The 17,689-nt window shown below is 67.4% G+C and carries 14 protein-coding genes; 7 read left to right on the forward strand and 7 right to left on the reverse strand.

Annotated elements, in window-relative coordinates; translation table 11 throughout:
* Positions 1 to 94: 94 nt before the first annotated feature.
* The 4 genes from DA69_RS06240 to DA69_RS06255 form a co-directional block, all read right to left on the reverse strand.
* A complete protein-coding gene (locus DA69_RS06240; RefSeq protein WP_025976814.1) occupies positions 95 to 3,478 on the reverse strand; it encodes a class I SAM-dependent DNA methyltransferase in 3,384 nt (1,127 codons plus the stop codon).
* Between the two features lie 162 nt (positions 3,479 to 3,640).
* Positions 3,641 to 4,858 (reverse strand): imidazolonepropionase, encoded by a 1,218-nt coding sequence (gene hutI / locus DA69_RS06245; RefSeq protein WP_419177566.1) that lies wholly within the window; start codon positions 4,856 to 4,858, stop codon positions 3,641 to 3,643.
* A complete protein-coding gene (locus DA69_RS06250) occupies positions 4,858 to 5,748 on the reverse strand; it encodes an agmatinase family protein (protein ID WP_025976812.1) in 891 nt (296 codons plus the stop codon). Before DA69_RS06250 ends, hutI begins: the two co-directional genes overlap by 1 nt.
* A gap of 5 nt (positions 5,749 to 5,753) precedes the next feature.
* Positions 5,754 to 6,452: a UTRA domain-containing protein gene (locus tag DA69_RS06255; protein WP_025976811.1), complete on the reverse strand. Its 699-nt coding sequence runs from the start codon at positions 6,450 to 6,452 to the stop codon at positions 5,754 to 5,756.
* An 89-nt stretch (positions 6,453 to 6,541) separates the two neighbouring features.
* Between DA69_RS06255 and hutU the strand changes: the two genes are divergently transcribed.
* The 3 genes from hutU to DA69_RS06270 all read left to right on the forward strand — a co-directional run bounded on the left by hutU (position 6,542) and on the right by DA69_RS06270 (position 10,468).
* The gene (gene hutU / locus DA69_RS06260) at positions 6,542 to 8,215 is read left to right on the forward strand and encodes a urocanate hydratase (RefSeq protein ID WP_029972411.1); all 1,674 of its coding nucleotides are present in this window, start codon (positions 6,542 to 6,544) and stop codon (positions 8,213 to 8,215) included.
* 166 nt (positions 8,216 to 8,381) lie between these two features.
* Positions 8,382 to 9,911, forward strand: a complete 1,530-nt coding sequence (gene hutH, locus DA69_RS06265; RefSeq protein WP_025976809.1) for a histidine ammonia-lyase — start codon at positions 8,382 to 8,384, stop codon at positions 9,909 to 9,911.
* 56 nt (positions 9,912 to 9,967) lie between these two features.
* Positions 9,968 to 10,468: a hypothetical protein gene (locus DA69_RS06270; RefSeq protein ID WP_235599228.1), complete on the forward strand. Its 501-nt coding sequence runs from the start codon at positions 9,968 to 9,970 to the stop codon at positions 10,466 to 10,468.
* Positions 10,469 to 10,502: 34 nt separating this feature from the next.
* Here DA69_RS06270 and DA69_RS06275 read toward each other — a convergent pair whose 3' ends face one another.
* The 3 genes from DA69_RS06275 to DA69_RS06285 are packed head-to-tail and all read right to left on the reverse strand — an operon-like array spanning position 10,503 to position 14,312.
* The gene (locus DA69_RS06275; RefSeq protein WP_025976807.1) at positions 10,503 to 11,264 is read right to left on the reverse strand and encodes a hypothetical protein; all 762 of its coding nucleotides are present in this window, start codon (positions 11,262 to 11,264) and stop codon (positions 10,503 to 10,505) included.
* A 49-nt stretch (positions 11,265 to 11,313) separates the two neighbouring features.
* Positions 11,314 to 12,366, reverse strand: a complete 1,053-nt coding sequence (gene fni / locus DA69_RS06280; protein WP_419177567.1) for a type 2 isopentenyl-diphosphate Delta-isomerase — start codon at positions 12,364 to 12,366, stop codon at positions 11,314 to 11,316.
* On the reverse strand, positions 12,363 to 14,312 hold the full coding sequence (locus tag DA69_RS06285; protein ID WP_235599229.1) for a PPC domain-containing protein: 1,950 nt from the start codon (positions 14,310 to 14,312) through the stop codon (positions 12,363 to 12,365). The genes fni and DA69_RS06285 overlap by 4 nt, the downstream gene beginning before the upstream one ends.
* Here DA69_RS06285 and folD point away from each other — a divergent pair.
* The 4 genes from folD (at position 14,272) to DA69_RS06305 (ending at position 17,632) form a co-directional block, all read left to right on the forward strand.
* Positions 14,272 to 15,195 carry a bifunctional methylenetetrahydrofolate dehydrogenase/methenyltetrahydrofolate cyclohydrolase FolD gene (folD, locus tag DA69_RS06290; RefSeq protein WP_025976804.1) on the forward strand — a complete coding sequence of 308 codons (924 nt, stop codon included), beginning with the start codon at positions 14,272 to 14,274 and terminating at the stop codon, positions 15,193 to 15,195. The two genes, DA69_RS06285 and folD, sit on opposite strands and share 41 nt — an antisense overlap.
* Positions 15,196 to 15,405: 210 nt before the next feature.
* The gene (locus DA69_RS06295) at positions 15,406 to 16,086 is read left to right on the forward strand and encodes a LemA family protein (RefSeq protein ID WP_025976803.1); all 681 of its coding nucleotides are present in this window, start codon (positions 15,406 to 15,408) and stop codon (positions 16,084 to 16,086) included.
* A gap of 8 nt (positions 16,087 to 16,094) precedes the next feature.
* Positions 16,095 to 16,949: a TPM domain-containing protein gene (locus DA69_RS06300; protein ID WP_025976802.1), complete on the forward strand. Its 855-nt coding sequence runs from the start codon at positions 16,095 to 16,097 to the stop codon at positions 16,947 to 16,949.
* Entirely contained in the window at positions 16,949 to 17,632 is a 684-nt protein-coding gene (locus tag DA69_RS06305; protein WP_235599230.1) for a TPM domain-containing protein, read from the forward strand. The genes DA69_RS06300 and DA69_RS06305 overlap by 1 nt, the downstream gene beginning before the upstream one ends.
* The last annotated feature ends 57 nt before the right edge of the window (positions 17,633 to 17,689 follow it).

The following is a 17,689-nucleotide window of genomic DNA, read 5'->3' on the forward strand; positions in this document are numbered from 1 at the left end:
TCGAGGCTGGAATTCTTCGGTAAAGCAAAGGGCGGCCCCGCCGGAACCGCCCTTAAGTGACTTAATGATCGTCGCAGCCCACGGCTAGGTCAAATCAGAAGCCGCGCGCCGAGAACCAACCTTCTCCCGCGCGCTGAACCGACCCCACTGCGGCCAGGATCGCCAGCATCTGTTCCAAGCGATCCATCTTGCGGCGGCCATTCGGCCCGGCGAAACGGCTCGACAGTTCACCCAGCGACAGCGGCCCGTCCTCGAGCCGCAGAACATCCAGAACCTCTGCGGCCAGTTCTTCCGGAGCCTCTGGCAGGGGTTTAACATCGGCCACACGCGAGCGCGGCGCCTGCGCCTGCGCCGCGCGGCCCCGTCGCGCCGGCTTCACACGATCCTGCTGATAATCCGGACGCAGAAAGAGGACATGCCCCTTCCCCTCCTGATCGGCGCGAACCTTGTTCAGCTCCAGCAGAGCGGTCAGCGTATCCTCATCCGTCATCGCGGAGGGCCAGCCGTATGCCCGCTGGACCTCGGCGTCCAAGCGCCGGTGCAAGTGGTCAAGAACGCCGAAGCGAGGTGAATCTCGCCGATTGTAGAGTTCCGTCATCGTCAGCGAGCGATCCTGAACCATCAACTCATTTCGCAAGGCGTCGATCTCATCTGCGATCACGCCGATCTCGTGCCCCACGGCGCCGTCCAGCGGAGGGAAAGGAAAGGCGTCGAAGCAAACCTTCTTGTTATAGACCGGACGATCTTCCAGACGCCCGCCCATCGCCAGCGCCCAAACGCCGTGCGCCCGCGAGGACAGCACGCCCAGAATGCGCGGATCATCCGACGCGACCGCCACCACCGTGTTGTCGGGCAGAACATCCGCATCCAGAAAGCGGAACCAGCGGTGCTTGGATTTCTCGACTGTGGCGATGTAGCGGGGCAGCCCGCGCAAGGCGTCGCGGAAGGCGCCTCGCGGCTCGCCGAACACCCACCATTTGTCGCGATAGGCAGCCCGACTGTTCCGGTCACGCTCGACCTTCACTGTGTCCGCCAGGCGCCGAAAAAGCTGTGGCCAGGAGCGCCGGACTTCGACCTCCTCCAGGCCGTACAGGTCGATCACCTTCACGCCTCGGGGGCTGGCGGCCAGATCGCGCCCGTTCCGATAGGCGCGGATCGGCGGCGCATCCACGCCATCGCGCGCCAGTTCGTCGGCCTCGGCTTCCGAGACGATAAAGCCCGCGCCGTGCAGCTTGACGCCCGGCGAACACAGGAGTGCGTTCGCCCTCAATGGCTGCGCGAAGGACACCCCGCCGCCTATGGTCAGATCGGCGCCGATATCGCCGCGCTGTTCATCGAACTGAGGGACGATCTCGCCCCCGGCATCCGGACGCTCCTCACGGATCGTCAGCCGACGCCCCTGTCCGTTCGGGCCTCCCCGCTCGGCCACCGTCATGGCGATGCGCACCTCAGCGCCGCGCTCCTCGCGCTTGCTCCAGGGATGGTCAGGAATGGCGAAGGTCAGCCGCATCGGCGGCTCACCGTTCAGATGATGCTCCAGCACGCGGCGCGAGAAATCCTGGGTGATGGAGTTGGTGGTGATGAAGCCGAACCGACGCAACTGGCTATTCGGCGCCGTCAGAATCTCAGCCGCCCGATCCCACCACGCCATGACCAGGTCGGCCGAGCGGAACCGCCCCTGCCGCACCCGCCACAGGGCGTCGACATACCCGTCGCCCAGCTCCCGCCGCAGATTCTTGGCCGCAATAAAGGGCGGATTGCCGATGATGAAGTGCGCCACAGGCCATTGGGTCGGCTGGGGCTGACGATATTGCACGACCTCTGTTTCCTGGTTGAACCGCCACAGACTGATCGGGCGACCGCGCGCATCGCGACGCAGGTCTTCGCCCGCCGATACCAGCAGAGCGTCGGCCCGGATAATACGGTCGCGCCCCTGTCTTGGCGCCAGTAGGCCGGCAGCGGCCAGTTGGGACGGCGCCTCGCCGTTGCGGATGCGCCATTGCAGGTATCCGATCCACATAACGACCTCGGCGATCGAGGCCGCGTGATCGGATTTCTCAATGCCCCAGAACTGGGCCGGGCTGATCTTGCGGCGCACAGCCCCGTCGGTCGTCTCGCCCCCGAGCCGCTGCAAGACGCTGAGGACCTCCCGCTCCAGGTCCTTCATCATGGTCATGGCGACATAGAGGAAGTTGCCTGTTCCGCAGGCGGGGTCCAGCACCCGGATCGCGCAGAGGCGCCGCTGGAACCGCCGGACCGCCGCTCGAGCAGCCACGGCTTCGCCCCGCGCGTAATCGCTGACTGCACAGGCTCGCACCGCCTCCCAGTCCGCCCGCAGAGGTTCTATGATCGTGGCATCCACCAGCCGCTGCACATAGGCTCTTGGCGTGTAATGCGCGCCGAGTTCGGTGCGGTCACCGGGTTCCAGCGCGCGCTCCAGAAAGCTTCCGAAAACAGCAGGCTCTACGGCCGACCAGTCGCAGGCAGCGGCGCGTATCAATACCTCCAGATCAGCCTCGCTGAGCGGCAGCGCCACCTCCTCGCGGAACAGGCCGCTGCCGAATGCCGGCACATCCTGACGCAAAGCGGCGCAGTGGCCTCCGCGCGCCAGATTGCGGAATACGGTCGCCGCGCTCAGGTGAAAGCGAGCCGCATTTCCGCGATAGCTTTCCAGCAACGTCAGAAAACCCTTGTGGCGGATCAGACCGACGCTGTCGGCGTACATCGCCAGAATGCACTGCATCACGAACATGAAGATGCGGCGATCCGTGATCGGCTGAAACGCCTGCGATGGATCCTGCAACGCCCGATCCCGCATTGAACGAACTAATTGCCCAAGCAGGCCCGAAATCTCGTGCGTCGCCGCGTTCACCGGGCGTTGCGGATCAAGGCTGTGCGGGTCGTCCCATACCCGTCGCAGACGTTCCCTGATCGACGGATCACGCAAATCCGTCAGATCGATGCGGCTGCTCTTCACATCTGGAAACGGCGCATAGCCCCTCCCCGCCCGCTCGAAGTCAGCCCACAGGTGAATGGCCGCGCCGACATCGACCATCATCAAAAACGGCGGACATTCCGGCAGGGCCGCCGCATAGTTTTCGGCTTGAGCGTGCGCCTTGCCCATCAAGCGATTCAAGGCCTCCACGCCGCCTTTCGGCGCCTTTCGTCCCGGGCCATTCAACAAGGCCGCCAACTGACGCAGGTCCATATCCTCGCCCGTAGCCTGTTGGGGCGACAGCTTGAGCTCCATCACGAAAGAACCGTGCTTGAAGCAGTCGATGGATTTGTTGCTGATGCGCCCCTCGCCGAGAGGGAATTTTACCGTGCGCTCGAAACAGTAGTCACGGTCCCCAACCGCCTGCTGCCCCGGCGCCGCGACGCCCAGGATGGCACAGAGTTCGATGATGAAGCTCTGGCCGTTCGCCCTTTCGCTGATCGTCGCTTCGCTCCAGCGCGCAATAAAAGCCTCGACGTCCATAGATTGTCCCTCCCACGAACACGACCTTAACGCGAGCATGTCAATTGTAACAACTTAACATTGTATTACAGGCGTGTTTGACCGTTCCGGCGGTCTGCCGGGGCTGAGGGCTGGAAAGATGATGGCTTTTGGGCTGCGGTTAGCGCCGCGTCGTCTTCGGCCTCAGGCCCGGGACGAGACTCCGGCCAGATAGCGGCTGTGAAGCAGGGGCTTGCCCAGCCAATAGGCCAGTTCGGCCGGGCGGCTGATGTCCCAGACGGCCAGATCGGCGGCCTTGCCCGCCTCCACCGTGCCGATCTCATCGTGCAACCCTAACGCGCGGGCTGCATTGCGCGTGGCGCCCGCCAGCGCCTCTTCCGGCGTCAGGCGGAACTGGACGCAGGCCAAGTTGATCGCCGCCGTCATTGAGGCGACCGGCGAGGTGCCGGGGTTGCAGTCCGTCGCCACCGCCATGCGCGCGCCATGCTGGCGCAGCAGGGCGATCGGCGGGACCTGCGTCTCGCGCAGCATCAGGAAGGCGCCGGGCAGCAGCACCGCCACCACGCCCGCCTCGGCCATCGCCTTTACGCCCGCCTCGGTCGTGTGCTCGATATGGTCGGCGGACAGGGCGTGATAGCGGGCGGCCAGAGCCGCGCCGCCGCCATCCGACAGCTGGTCGGCGTGCAGCTTGACCGGCAGGCCCAGTTCCTCAGCCTTGTCGAACAGGCGGCCGACCTCCTCGACCGAGAAGGCGATGGGTTCGCAATAGGCGTCCACCGCATCGACCAACCCCTCGGCGTGGGCGGCGGGCAGGATTTCACCCACAGCCTTGTCCACATAGGCGGCGCGGTCGGCCTTATGCTCCGGCGGCACGGCGTGAAGGCCAAGATAGGAGGTGCGCACCCGCACCCCTGCCTCGCGCCCGATGCGGCGGGCGACGCGCAGCATCTTCAGCTCGCTGTCGTGATCCAGACCATATCCGGACTTGATCTCGACCGTGGTGACGCCGGTGGCCTTGAGTCCCTCCAGCCGCGCCAGGGCCGAGGCGTAGAGCTGGTCCTCGCTCTCCTCGCGCGTGGCGCGCACGGACGATACGATGCCGCCCCCGGCGCGCGCGATCTCCTCATAGGTCGCGCCCTCCAGCCGCCGCTCGAACTCGCCCGAGCGGTCGCCGCCGAAGACCAGATGGGTGTGGCAGTCGATTAGCCCAGGCGTGACCCAGCGCCCGCCCAGACGGTCGGTTTCCACAGCCTTGTGCACAGGCAGATCCGCGCGCGGCCCGACCCAGGCGATGCGCCCGTCCTTGATCAGGATGGCGGCGTCCTCGATCGCGCCATAGGGCTCGCCGCCCTCGGTCATCGCGGCGACGTGGCAGTCGGTGATCAACAGGTCGGCGTCGATCATCGCGCGGCCACTCCGCTGAGGATTTCACAGAACCAACGACCCGCCGTCAGGGAGCCGAGGTCGCCGACTTCCAGCGACGGGTCGTATTCGGTCAGGTCGACGGCGCGCACCTTGGCATGGGCGCCGATGGCGCGGGCGGCGTCGAAAAAGTCATGCACCGACACGCCGCCTGGCCGCGCGCCGGGGCTGGCAGGCCACTGGCTGCGGTCGATCACGTCGATGTCGAAATCGACGTAGATGACCTCGCACAGAGACGACAGGCGCTCCAGTTCCTCGACCACGATATTGGCCAGACCGCGCTGACGGCACTCGCGGGCGGTGCGGACGCTTATGCCGGCCGCCTCGGCCTTTTCGTGGGCGCGACGGGTATTGGCGAAGGGGGCGAGGCCCACTTGGCTGATGCGATGGCCGTCCATCCCGTCATCCAGCAGCGCCTGAATAGGATTGCCGTTGGTCAGGCCCTGATCCGTGTCGCGCAGGTCAAAATGGGCGTCGAGCGTCAGGACGCCGACGCGGTCGAGACCGAAAGCATGAGCGCTCGGCCGAGTGATGGCGTTGTTGCCCCCGACCAGAATGGTCAGGTCGCGATGGGCCTGCGCCGCCACCGCGTCGCGCACCGGCTCGAAAGCATCGAAGGGCGAGACGGCCTTCAGCGCCACATCACCGGCGTCATGGACCAGCACGTCCAGCTCGAGCCCCGTTTCGACATCATAGGTCGACAGGCGCGGCAGCACGCCTCGCAGCGCCTTCGGCCCGAGATCACAGCGGCCTGGCGTCAGCGACCGCTCGTTCAGCGGCGCGCCTATCAGGGCGACGGGGGCGTCGGGATAATGGCCCACCAGATCGCCGACAGAACGCCACCCCAGGGCTTCAGAAGGTTGGCTCATCGGGGTCATCCTTTGGTCGGAGAAAAGCGTGCGACCAGATCATAGGCCGCGCCGGGGAAGGTCTGCCACGCCCAGGTCACGCCCTGACCGTCGCGCCAGGTGCGGCGTTCCAGTCGCAGGCAGGCCGCGCCGTCGGCCAGACCCAGATGGGTCGCCGTCTCGGGGTCGGCGCCGACGGCGGAGATGCGATGCTCGGCCTCGGTCCAGGGCATGTGGGCCAGCAGCCAGCCGCCAGGCGGCTGGGCGGCGAAGTCGGCGGCCTCGGCCTCGGAGGCGGCGCTCAGCGAAATCAGGCGGCGCTCGAAGACGAAGGGCAGGTCGTCGGCCAGATGCAGGGTTTCCAACTCGATCACTCGCTCGCCCAGACCTTCGTCAGGGCGCGCCGGGCGGACGATGCGGCCCAGCAGGCGGTGGGCATAGGCCAGCCCCCTGCCCTCGACCTCGGACTGAATGTCGGGGATGGCGACCAGGGCGGAGGAATGCACCGGCGGATGGGCCACGACCGTCCCGGCGCGGCGCCGCCGCACCACCAGAGCTCGCGCCGACAGGTCCGACATGGCGCGCGACACCGTCATCCGCGCGCAGCCGTATTCGGCCATCAGCTCGGCCTCGGTCGGGATGCGGAAACCGGGCCGCCACTCGCCCGAGGCGATGCGGCGCTCGATGTCGCCGGCGATCCGTCGATGAAGCGGCTCCTGATCCATGAATCGAAACTGCCCCTTGCACGCGATAATGTCTAGACATAACACTGAGCCCAACGCACGACGGCAGCCGACGCCGCATGGAGGATTCAATGGCCACGCCCAGCACCCGCCCCAATACAAGAGTGGTCCGCAGCCCGCGCGGCTCTGAAAAGACCGCCAAGACCTGGGCGGCCGAAGCCGCCATGCGCATGCTGATGAACAACCTCGACCCCGAGGTGGCCGAGCGTCCCGAAGACCTGGTCGTCTATGGCGGCATCGGCAAGGCGGCGCGCAACTGGCAGGCCTTCGATACCATCGTGGAACAGCTGCAAAAGCTGGAAGCCGACGAGACCCTGCTGGTCCAGTCGGGCAAGCCGGTCGGCGTGTTCCGTACCCACGCCGACGCCCCGCGCGTGCTGATCGCCAACTCCAACCTGGTGCCCAAATGGGCGACGTGGGACCACTTCAACGAACTCGATAAGAAGGGTCTGGCCATGTACGGCCAGATGACCGCCGGGTCGTGGATCTACATCGGCACCCAGGGCATCGTCCAAGGCACCTATGAGACCTTCATGGAGGCGGGCCGCCAGCACTATGGCGGCGACTGGTCGGGCAAGTGGATCCTGACGGCTGGCCTGGGCGGCATGGGCGGCGCCCAGCCTCTGGCCGCGACCATGGCCGGCGCCTCCTGCATCACCATCGAGTGCCAGCGCAGCCGCATCGAGTTCCGCCTGCGCACCCGCTACGTCGACGTCATGGCCGAGACCCTGGACGAGGCCCTGGCCCTGCTGGAGCAGTCGTTCAAGGACAAGAAACCCTTGTCGATCGGCCTGTTGGGCAATGCAGCTGATCTTCTGCCTGAAATGGTCAAGCGCGGCGTCCGCCCCGATCTGGTGACCGATCAGACCAGCGCCCACGACCCGGTCAACGGCTACCTGCCCTCCGGCTGGACCGTCGCCGAGTGGGAGGAAAAGCGCGTTAGCGACCCTGCCGCCGTCGAGGCCGCCGCGCGTCAGTCGATGGCCGTGCACGTTCAGGCCATGCTCGACTTCCACGCCATGGGCATCCCCACCGTCGACTATGGCAACAACATCCGTCAGGTCGCCTTCGATCAGGGCGTGAGCAACGCCTTCGACTTCCCCGGTTTCGTCCCCGCCTATATCCGCCCGCTGTTCTGCCGCGGCATTGGCCCCTTCCGCTGGGCCGCCCTGTCGGGCGATCCCGAGGACATCCGCAAGACGGATGAGGCGATGAAGAAGCTGTTCCCCGACAACGCCGGCCTGCACCGCTGGCTGGACATGGCGGGCGAGCGCATCGCCTTCCAGGGCCTGCCCGCGCGCATCTGCTGGATCGGTCTGGGCGACCGCCACCGCGCGGGCCTGATGTTCAACGAGATGGTGGCCTCGGGCGAACTGAGCGCCCCCATCGTCATCGGCCGCGACCATCTGGACAGCGGCTCCGTCGCCAGCCCGAACCGCGAGACCGAGGCCATGATGGACGGCTCGGACGCCGTGTCCGACTGGCCCCTGCTGAACGCCTTGCTGAACACCGCGTCGGGCGCGTCCTGGGTGTCGCTGCACCACGGCGGCGGGGTCGGCATGGGCTATAGCCAGCACTCGGGCGTCGTCATCGTCGCCGACGGCACGCCGGAGGCCGCCAAGCGTCTGGAGCGCGTCCTGTGGAACGACCCGGCCACCGGCGTCATGCGCCACGCCGACGCCGGATACGACATCGCCAAGGACGCCGCGCGCGAACATGGCCTGAACCTGCCGAGCCTGACATGAAATCCCTTCTCCCCTCGGGGGAGAAGGTGGCTCGCGCAGCGAGGCGGATGAGGGGGCTGCGTCCTCATGCTCATCGTCGGCTGGCGAGCCTGCTGAACCCTACCCCTCATCCGAGCGGCTCCGCCGCCCACCTTCTCCCCCAAGGGGAGAAGGCAAAGGACTACCAATGACTCAGATCATTATCGGCCAAGACCCGCTCACCCTCGCCCAGCTTCGCACGGTCCTCGACGGCCCCGTCACGGTCAGTCTGACCGACGCCGCCTGGGCCAATGTCGAGAAGGGCGCGGCGGTCGTCGCCGCCATCCTGGCCGAGGGGCGCACGGTCTATGGCATCAACACCGGCTTCGGCCTGCTGGCTAACACCAGCATCGCGGCGGAAGACCTTGAAACCCTTCAAAAGAACCTGGTGCTCAGCCACGCCTGCGGCGTCGGCGAACCGCTTAGCGAGAACGTCACCCGCCTGCTGATGGTGCTGAAGATCGCCAGCCTGTCGAAGGGCGCCTCGGGCGTTCGGCGTCACACGCTGGAGACCCTGATCGGCATGGTCAACGCCGAAATCCTGCCGCTGATCCCGTCCAAGGGCTCGGTCGGCGCGTCGGGCGATCTGGCGCCGCTGGCCCATATGTCGTGCGTCCTGATCGGCGTCAGCGAGGCCCGCTATCAGGGTCAGACGCTGGACGCCGTGACGGCCCTCGCCAAGGCCGGGCTGAAGCCGGTCGTCCTGGGCCCCAAGGAAGGTCTGGCCCTGCTGAACGGCACCCAGTGCTCGACGGCCCTGGCCCTGACCGGCCTGTTCGCGGCCGAAGACGTCTTCGCCGCCGCCGTCGCCGCCGGCGCCCTGTCGGTCGATGCGCTTCTGGGTTCGGACGCGCCGTTCGATCATCGCATCCACGCCCTGCGCGGCCAGCCGGGCCAGATCGACGTGGCGCGCCGCCTGCGTGAACTGCTGAGCGGCAGCGCCATCCGCGACAGCCACCGCCACGACTGCGCCAAGGTGCAGGACCCCTACTCCCTGCGCTGCCAGCCGCAGGTCATGGGCGCGACGCTAGACGTGCTGCGCAACGCCGCCGCCATGCTGGAGCGTGAAGCCAACGCCGTGACCGACAACCCCCTGGTCTTCATCGAAGACGGCGACGTCATCTCGGGCGGCAACTTCCACGCGGAACCTGTGGCCTATGCAGCCGATCAGATCGCCATGGTCCTGTGTGAGATCGGCAATATCAGTGAGCGCCGCACCTCCATCCTGGTCGATCCCAAGATGACCGACCTGCCCGCCTTCCTGGTCAAGGACAGCGGCGTCAACTCGGGTTTCATGATCGCCCAGGTGACAGCGGCGGCCCTGGTGGCCGAGAACCGCATGGTCGCCCACCCCTGCGTCATCGACACCGTGCCGACCAGCGCCAACCAGGAAGACCACGTGTCGATGGCCACCCACGGCGCGCGCCGCCTGCTGGACATGGCCGAGAACACGGCGACCGTGGTCGGCATCGAACTGCTGGCCGCGGCGCAAGGCATCGAGTTCCGCCGTCCGCTGACCTCCTCGCCGGAGTTGGAGCAGACCTACGCCATCGTGCGCGAGGCATGCGGCGCCTATACCGAAGACCGCTATTTTGCGCCGGACATCGCCCGTGCAACCGAGGGCGTCCGTGCTGGCCGCTATCGCCCCTTCGCCGGCGATCTGCTGCCTTCGGCTTGAACCAGACGGCGGTTGAGCGCTTTCGTAATCAGCACGAACGCAGGATGCCGCCGATCATGAGCAGAAGCGCCGTCATTTTGGTCTCCGCCGCCCTGGTTCTGACCGGACTGGGGGCGGCGTGCTGGGCCGTCTGGAACTCCACCTCGGCCGCGCACGGCGAGGGGGCGCCCGACTCCGGCGTGACGGTCGAGGTCGTGCCTCCGATTGAGCCCGACCTGCCGCCCGGCTCCATCATGGCCGTGGGCGAGTTGCGCGACGGATATGAACACGATGCCGAGCGCGTCGCGGCCCTTTCCAGCGAGGACGCGCCCTATGTCGAAAGCGCATGGCTGGAACTGACGCCGGAACCGTCGCAGCCGCCCTACTATGACACGCTGGCCGATTATGGCCCGCCTCTCTCGTCCCGACCGGCGCCGGAGCTGGCGCGCGACGACTACGGCTTCGGCTTCGATACGCCACAGCCGGACTACGCCGCCGAACGCGCCGCCCGTCAGTCGGCGCTGCGGGAGCGGCCTCAGCCCCAAAACAGGCCGAGGGCCGAAGAGATGTTCTATTGAAAAAGGCCCCGGTTTCGCCGGGGCCTTTTGCGCATCACCGCATCGTGGTGACGGAAACGGTGTAGTCGCCTTCCTGCGCCGAGCTGAGGCTGTTGGCGCGGAAAGAATAGGAACCGGGGCGCAGGGTCTCTGTGATCATGGCGCTGGTCCCGCCGCCGCTGTCGTCGTCGGCGGCCAGGCTCTCGCCATCGCACTGCGGCCCTTCGTGCAGCGACAGGTAGGCGTCGAACTGCGCCGAATCCATCCGGATCGACACATTGCCCCGGGCGCCGATGTTCAGGGCATAGCAGTCGTAGAAGGAGCCGTCGTCGGCCTGACGGTCGCTGAACTCCAGACGACCCTGGCGGCTCTCACCAACCGAGATCGGCACGATCTGGGTGGTCGGACGCAGGCGCTGGCCTTCCGAAACAGTGAGGCGGAACGACCCGGTCTCGCCTTCGCTCAGGGTGTTGGCTCGGATGATCCAGTTCCCGCCGTTCGAGATGAAGCGCAGTTGCGAGTCGGTGCCCATGTCCGGCCCGTCGTCGTTCGTCACCGAGGTCTCGTCGCAGTCGGTCCCGGCGCCGGCCATCAGATAGGTGTCGAAATCGGACGAGCGCAGAGTCACCGTATAGGCCTGACCGGCTTCCGTCTGGATCACGTAGCAGCGATAGTGCGAACCATCGTCCATGCGCGCGTCCTTGGCGCTGAAGTTCCCGTTCACGGTCTGCCCCGGCCGGATGGAGCTCTGGGCAGCCGCAGCGCCGGCCAAAATCAGCGAGGACGCCAGAACCGACGTCATCAACACAGCGCGCATGGGAATCTCCTTGGGTGCGACGCAAAAATACAGGGCGGGAATGCCCCGCTCAGGCGACAGGAAGCAACGGAACTCGTTTCAGCGCCGCTAAATTTGAAGCGTTTACGCAGAAACACACGCTACGCAGCTGCCTTATGACCAGTTGGAACTGGTCAATGACGGCCTCGGTCGAGACGGTCGCGGCCTGAATCACGCCTGAGGCCATGCCCACCATGTCGGCGCCCAGGCGGATCGCCTTGGCCGCGTCCACCCCGTCCCGGACCCCGCCCGACCCGATCAGCAGAGCGTCCGGCAGGGCGTTGCGCGCCTCGGCCAGGGCGCGGGCCGTCGGTATCCCCCAACCGGCGAAGGCCAGGGCATGAGCCTTATCCGCGGGATCGGTCGCCCGTTCGCCTTCGATCAGGCCCCAATTTGCGCCTCCCGCTCCGGCGACATCCACGCCCGCCGCCCCCATGGCGATCAGGCGCTGGGCCGCAACGGCGGAGATCCCGGCCCCCGTCTCCTTGACGATGACCGGCGCGTCCAGATCGCGGATCAGGGCCTGGAGCGCCGCGCCCACGCCCCACCAGTCGCGGTCTCCCTCGGGCTGGCAGGCCTCCTGAAGAGGGTTCAGGTGAACGACCAGGGCGTCGGCGCCGATCATGTCCAGCGCCCGGCGCGCCTCGTCCCGGCCGAAGCCGCGCGTCAGCTGGGCCGCGCCGATATTGGCCAGGATCGGCGTGTCCGGCGCCTTGAGCCTGAGCGCGAAATCCAACCCGCCGGCCGCGCCGCCTTCCAGCGCCGCCCGCTGCGAGCCGACGGCCAGGGCGATGCCCAAATGCTGGGCCGCTTCGGCCAGGCGCGCGTTGATCGCCTCAGCCCTGGCAGGCCCGCCGGTCATGGCGCTGATCAGCAGGGGCGCCTTCAGCCGCCGCCCCAGAAAATCGACGCCCAGATCGATGCGGGCGTGATCTACGTCCGGCAGGGCTTCGTGCACGAAGCGCCAGTCGTCGAACCCCGCCGAGACAGCGTGACGCCCTCCGCCCGCCAGCACCACGTCCAGATGCTGATCCTTGCGGCCCAGGATCAGGGCCGAGGCGGCGGTGTCGCTGGCGTCGGTCAGGGCTGTCGCTCCGTGATCAGCACATAGTCGCCGGTCGAGTTGGGGCTGAAGCTGCGGGCGCGCAGCACATAGGTCCCGTCGCGCGGCGCGGTCCAGCTCAGGCGGGCGTGGGTGTCGGACAGGCTGTCGTCATCCGTGTCCAGCTCGAAGTAGTCGCCGTCCTTCTCCTCGCCGACCTCGACCACCGCGTCAAAGCTGCTGGCGATCAGGGTGAAGCGCAGTTTCTCGTCGGCCTTGGCCTTGAAGCGATAGGCGTCGAAATAGACGCCTTCCTCGGTGATGCTGGCGCGCTCGCTCAGCTGTCCGCGGACGGTCGCTCCGATCAACAGGCTGCCCGGCGCAGGCTCGCCGCCCAGATCGGTCAGTTCCAGCGAATAGAGGCCCTTGGCCTCACGCGACCACGAGCGCGCGCGCAGCACATAGTCGCCGCTCGCAGGCAGCGTGAAGATCAGGCGCGCGTCCGTCCCCTGACCCAGGCCGTCGTCGTCGCTGGCGAGCTCGCTGAAATCGTCCTCGTCCTGACCCAGTTGCAGATAGGCGTCGAAGTCGCCCGACCGCATGACAGCCTGGATCCGCTGCCCCTCGGACCCGCTGAATACGAAGGCGTCATACAGGCGTCCGTCGTCGTCGGTGGCGTCGCTGCTCGTCAGTTCGCCCTCGACCGTCTGGCTGAAGGCGATGGCGGAGGGCGGCGGAGGCGGCGCGATCTCCTCGATCTTGAGCGTATAGGGCCCTTCGCCGCTGGAGAAGGCGCGCGCCTCGATCAGATAGTCGCCGTCCTCGGCCAGGGTGTGCGTCAGGCGAGAGTTCAGGTCCCCGGCGCTGTCGTCGTCGCTGGCCAGGCTGTTGTGGTTGGCGTCGAACAGTTCAAGGAAGGTGTCGAACCCATCCGCCTTCATGGTGGCCGCGATGCGTTGCCCGGCGCGGCCGCTGAACCGGTAGAGATCGGCCGGAGCGCCGGAGTCGCTGCTGGCGCTGTCCGGCGTCAACCGCCCGCGCGTTTCCTCCCCGACCGCGACGGGCGTAGCGGTCGGTGCTGGCGGCCCCTGTTCCAACGCCAGTCGATACGACCCCTGCGCCGAGCCGTCATAGGAGGTGGCGCGGACCAGATATTCTCCGTCCTGCGGCGCCGTGAACACCAGTCGCGCGTTCAGGCTGGACCCGCCGTCGTCATTCTCGGCCATCTGCACGAAGGCGCCGTTCACAATGCGGCCGACGCGCAGCAAGGCATCGAAGTCATCTGATTCCAGATCGATTTTCACCCGCTCGCCCGCAGAGGCCCGGAACGTGTAGGCGTCGTAGCGATTGCCGTCGTCATCCTCGGCGCTGTTGGCGCCCAGGCGGCCAGAGGCGTCACGGCCTATGGCGACGCGGCCAGGACGCGGCAGGCGAGGCGCGGCGCGCTCCTTCAGCGACAGCCGATAATCGCCGGTCTCCATCCCCGAGAAGGTGCGGGCGCGCACGATATAGACCCCGGCCTCCGGCGCGGTGAAACGCAGGCGCGCATTCATATCGCCTGCGCTGTCGTCGTCGCTGGCCAGCGACTGTCGCATCGAGCCTTCGGCGTAGACTTCCAGATAGGCGTCGAAATCATCCGCCGTCATCTCGGCTTCCAGCCGCTGTCCCGCGCGCAGATTCAGCCGATAGTCGTCATAGCGATAGGCGTCCCCGCCGCGCGTGCGGGCGTCCCCCTCTTCCAGCCGCCCCCGGATGTCGTCTCCCAGCCGGGCGTCAGCCGGCGTTTGGGCGCTGGCCCCGCCAGCGACCATGAGAGCGACAGCGCTGGCCGCGGCGAACAGGGAGTAACGCATAAACACCTCTTTGCTGGCGTCATCATAGACGCCGAACCGCAGCGCCTGTAAATCGCGGCCCACGCTTTCCAGTTCCCGACCGATGGAGCCGAACATGGCTGTCGAACCCGCCCGCGCCTCTGTAATCGACGGCAAGGCCTTCTCACAGACCTTGGTGGAGCGCGTCGCAGCGGCGGCCGCCCGGCTGGAATCCGCCCACGGCGTCAAGCCCGGTCTGGCTGTCGTCATCGTCGGCGAAGACCCCGCCAGCCAGCTTTATGTCCGCAATAAGGGCGAGACGACGCTGAAGGCCGGAATGCGATCCGACACCCACCGCCTGCCGGTCGAAACGACTCAAGACGAACTGCTGGCCCTGATCGCCCAGTTGAACGCCGATGCGGGCATCCACGGCATCCTGGTGCAACTGCCGCTGCCCAAACACATCGATTCGTCCGCCGTGCTGGACGCCATCTCGCCGGACAAGGACGTGGATGGCTTCCACGTCGTCAACGCCGGGCGCCTGGCCGTGGGCCTGCCGGGCATGATTCCCTGCACCCCGCTGGGCAGCCTGATGCTGCTGAAGGATCAGTTGGGCGACCTGTCGGGGCTGAACGCCGTCATCGTCGGCCGCTCCAACATCGTCGGCAAGCCGATGGCGCAACTGCTGCTGGGCGAGAGCTGCACCGTCACCATCGCCCACTCGCGCACCCGCGACCTGCCCGCCCTGTGCCGCACCGCCGACATTCTGGTGGCCGCCGTCGGCCGTCCGGAGATGATCAAGGGCGACTGGATCAAGCCGGGCGCCGCCGTCATCGACGTCGGGATCAACCGCGTCTCTTCGCGCGATCCGGTCAAGGCCGCCGAGGGCAAGACCCGCGTGGTGGGCGACGTGGACTTCAACGAGGCGGTCGAGGTCGCCGGACGCATCACCCCTGTCCCCGGCGGCGTCGGCCCCATGACGATCGCCTGCCTGCTGGCCAACACCTACACCGCCGCCTGTCGCGCGGCGGGGGTCGACCCGGAAGAGTTGAATGGCTGAGGGTCGCTCCCTCTTCCCGCTCACCCCGGCGGACGCCGGGGTCCAGTGAGAACTTCACACGCCGCGCGACTAACGGCCAAAGAACTGGATCCCGGCGTCCGCCGGGATGAGCGGATCAAGTTGCAAAAATCCAGCCTTGAAGCGGAGCCTTTCGGCCCCGATAGTCTTTAGCGATCAGCGGTCATGAGGACCGCCCGCAGGAGCTTCTTCATGGCTGGATTTTCGCCTCGCATCGCGGCCGTCGCCGCTGTCGTCGTCCTGGCCCCCTCCGTGGGCGCCTGCGGCTACAACACCATTCCGACCAAGCAGGAGCGGGCCGAGGCCGCCTGGGCCGACGTCCAGAGCCAGTATCAGCGCCGCGCCGATCTGGTCCCGAACCTGGTCGCCACAGTCCAGGGCGCCGCCATTCAGGAACGCACCACCCTGACGCAGGTGATCGAGGCCCGCGCCAAGGCCACCAGCGTCAACATCGACGCCTCCAACCTCGATAACGCCGCCGCCTTCCAGCAATATCAACAGGCTCAAGGCGAGCTTTCCAGCGCCCTGTCGCGGCTGCTGGTGACGGTCGAGGCCTACCCCCAGCTGCAGGCCAACCAGAACTTCCTGACCCTGCAGTCTCAGCTGGAAGGCACCGAGAACCGCATCTCCGTAGCCCGCCGCGACTACAATGAGGCCGTGCGCGACTACAACACCACCCTGCGCACCTTCCCGAGCGTGATCTGGGCCAAGACCCTGCACGCCGGCTCCAAGCCCATGCAGCTGTTCACCGCCACGTCCGAGGCCCAGTCCGCGCCCAGCGTGAACTTCGACCTGGGCGCTCAACCCGGCGGCGGCGCACCTGCGACCACGCCCGGATCGACGCCGCCCGCGCCCGCCCCGGCGGCGCAGTAAGCTTGGAAATGACTCCTTCCGTCCTCGCCCGCAGGGCCGGCGTCGCGCGCGGCTTGCTCGCTGCGGTGATGCTGGTCCTCGTCCTGTGGCTGTCGGCCCTGCCCGGCGCCAGTCTGGCCGCCGAAATCAAGTTCCCGACGCTTACCGGGCGGGTGGTCGACGATGCCCAGTTGCTGACGCCGCAACAGGAACAGGCGCTGACGGGCAAGCTGGCGACGCTGGAACAGCAGACCGGCGACCAGTTGGTCGTCGTCACCCTGCCCTCGCTTCAGGATCAGGAGATCGAGGATTTCGGCTATCAGCTCGGCCGTCACTGGGGCATCGGCCAGAAAGAGAACGACGGCGGCGCCCTGCTGATCGTCGCGCCGAACGAGCGTAAGGTGCGAATCGAGGTCGGCTATGGCCTGGAGGGCGTGCTGACCGACGCCTATTCCTCGCTCATCATCCGCAACGACATCCTGCCCGCCTTCCGCCAGGGCGACTATGCTGCGGGCATCATCGCTGGCGCCGATTCCATCATCGCCCAGCTGACCGCCGACCCGGCCGAGGCGCAAGCGCGAGCGGAAGAGGCCAAGAGCGCGGCGACGGCGACCGCCAAGCCCGTGATTCCCGCCGTCGTCATCTTGATGGTGTTCGCCTTCATCTTTTTCAGCATGATCGGCGCGGCGGCGGGCGGCCGTAAACGGCGCGGCGGGCGCGGAGACGGCCTGACGCCCATCCTCATCTGGGCCGCCAGCGAGGCGCTGAAAGACCGCGATCGCGGAGGAGGCGGAGGCTGGGGCGGCGGAGGCGGGTTTGGCGGCGGTGGTTTCGGTGGAGGCGGCGGCGGCTTCGGCGGCGGCGGCGCTTCGGGGGGATGGTGATGCAGTTCACGACAGACGACCACGCGCGGGTGACCCAGGCCATCGCCGAGGCCGAAGCGCGCACCTCTGGCGAGATCTTCTGCGTCGTGGCGCGACAGGTGTCGTCCTATCGAGACATCAGCCTGGGCTGGGCGGCGGCGGCGGCCCTGCTGCTGCCGCTGGGGCTGATCCCGCTCGGTTTCAATGGCGACTGGCTGTCATTCGGCAGGGGCTGGGAAATCGCCCATGCGCCTGCCGCCTCGGTAGAGATCGGCCGCGCGCTGGCGGCGTATGGACTGGTTCAAGCCGGAGTGTTCCTGGCCGTTTTCCTCCTGTCGCTGATCCCCGCCGTGCGGCGCCTGCTGACGCCAGCCGCCCTGCGCCGCTCGCGCGTTCGCCGCGCCGCCATGCAGCAGTTCCTGGCCCACGGCCTGCACGTAACCGAGGCGCGCACCGGCGTCCTGATCTTCGCCGCCCTGGCTGATCATCAGGTCGAGGTGGTGGCGGACGAAGGCATCCATTCCTGCGTCAGTCCTGAGGTCTGGGCCGACGCCGTCGCCGCCCTGACCGGCGCCCTGCGCCGCAACCGCCCGGTCGAAGGCTTCGAACAGGCCATCAACCTGTGCGGCGGGGTGCTGGCGGAACGCTTTCCGCCCAAGCCCGCTGATCAGAACGAGATCCCCGACCGACTGGTTGTCATCTAGTCTGGCTATCAGGGCCTCGCGACCGCCGCATTGAGCCGCGACAGTCGCTGCGATTGC

It is taken from the genome of Brevundimonas naejangsanensis (assembly GCF_000635915.2).
In the GTDB taxonomy this organism is placed as follows: domain Bacteria; phylum Pseudomonadota; class Alphaproteobacteria; order Caulobacterales; family Caulobacteraceae; genus Brevundimonas; species Brevundimonas sanguinis.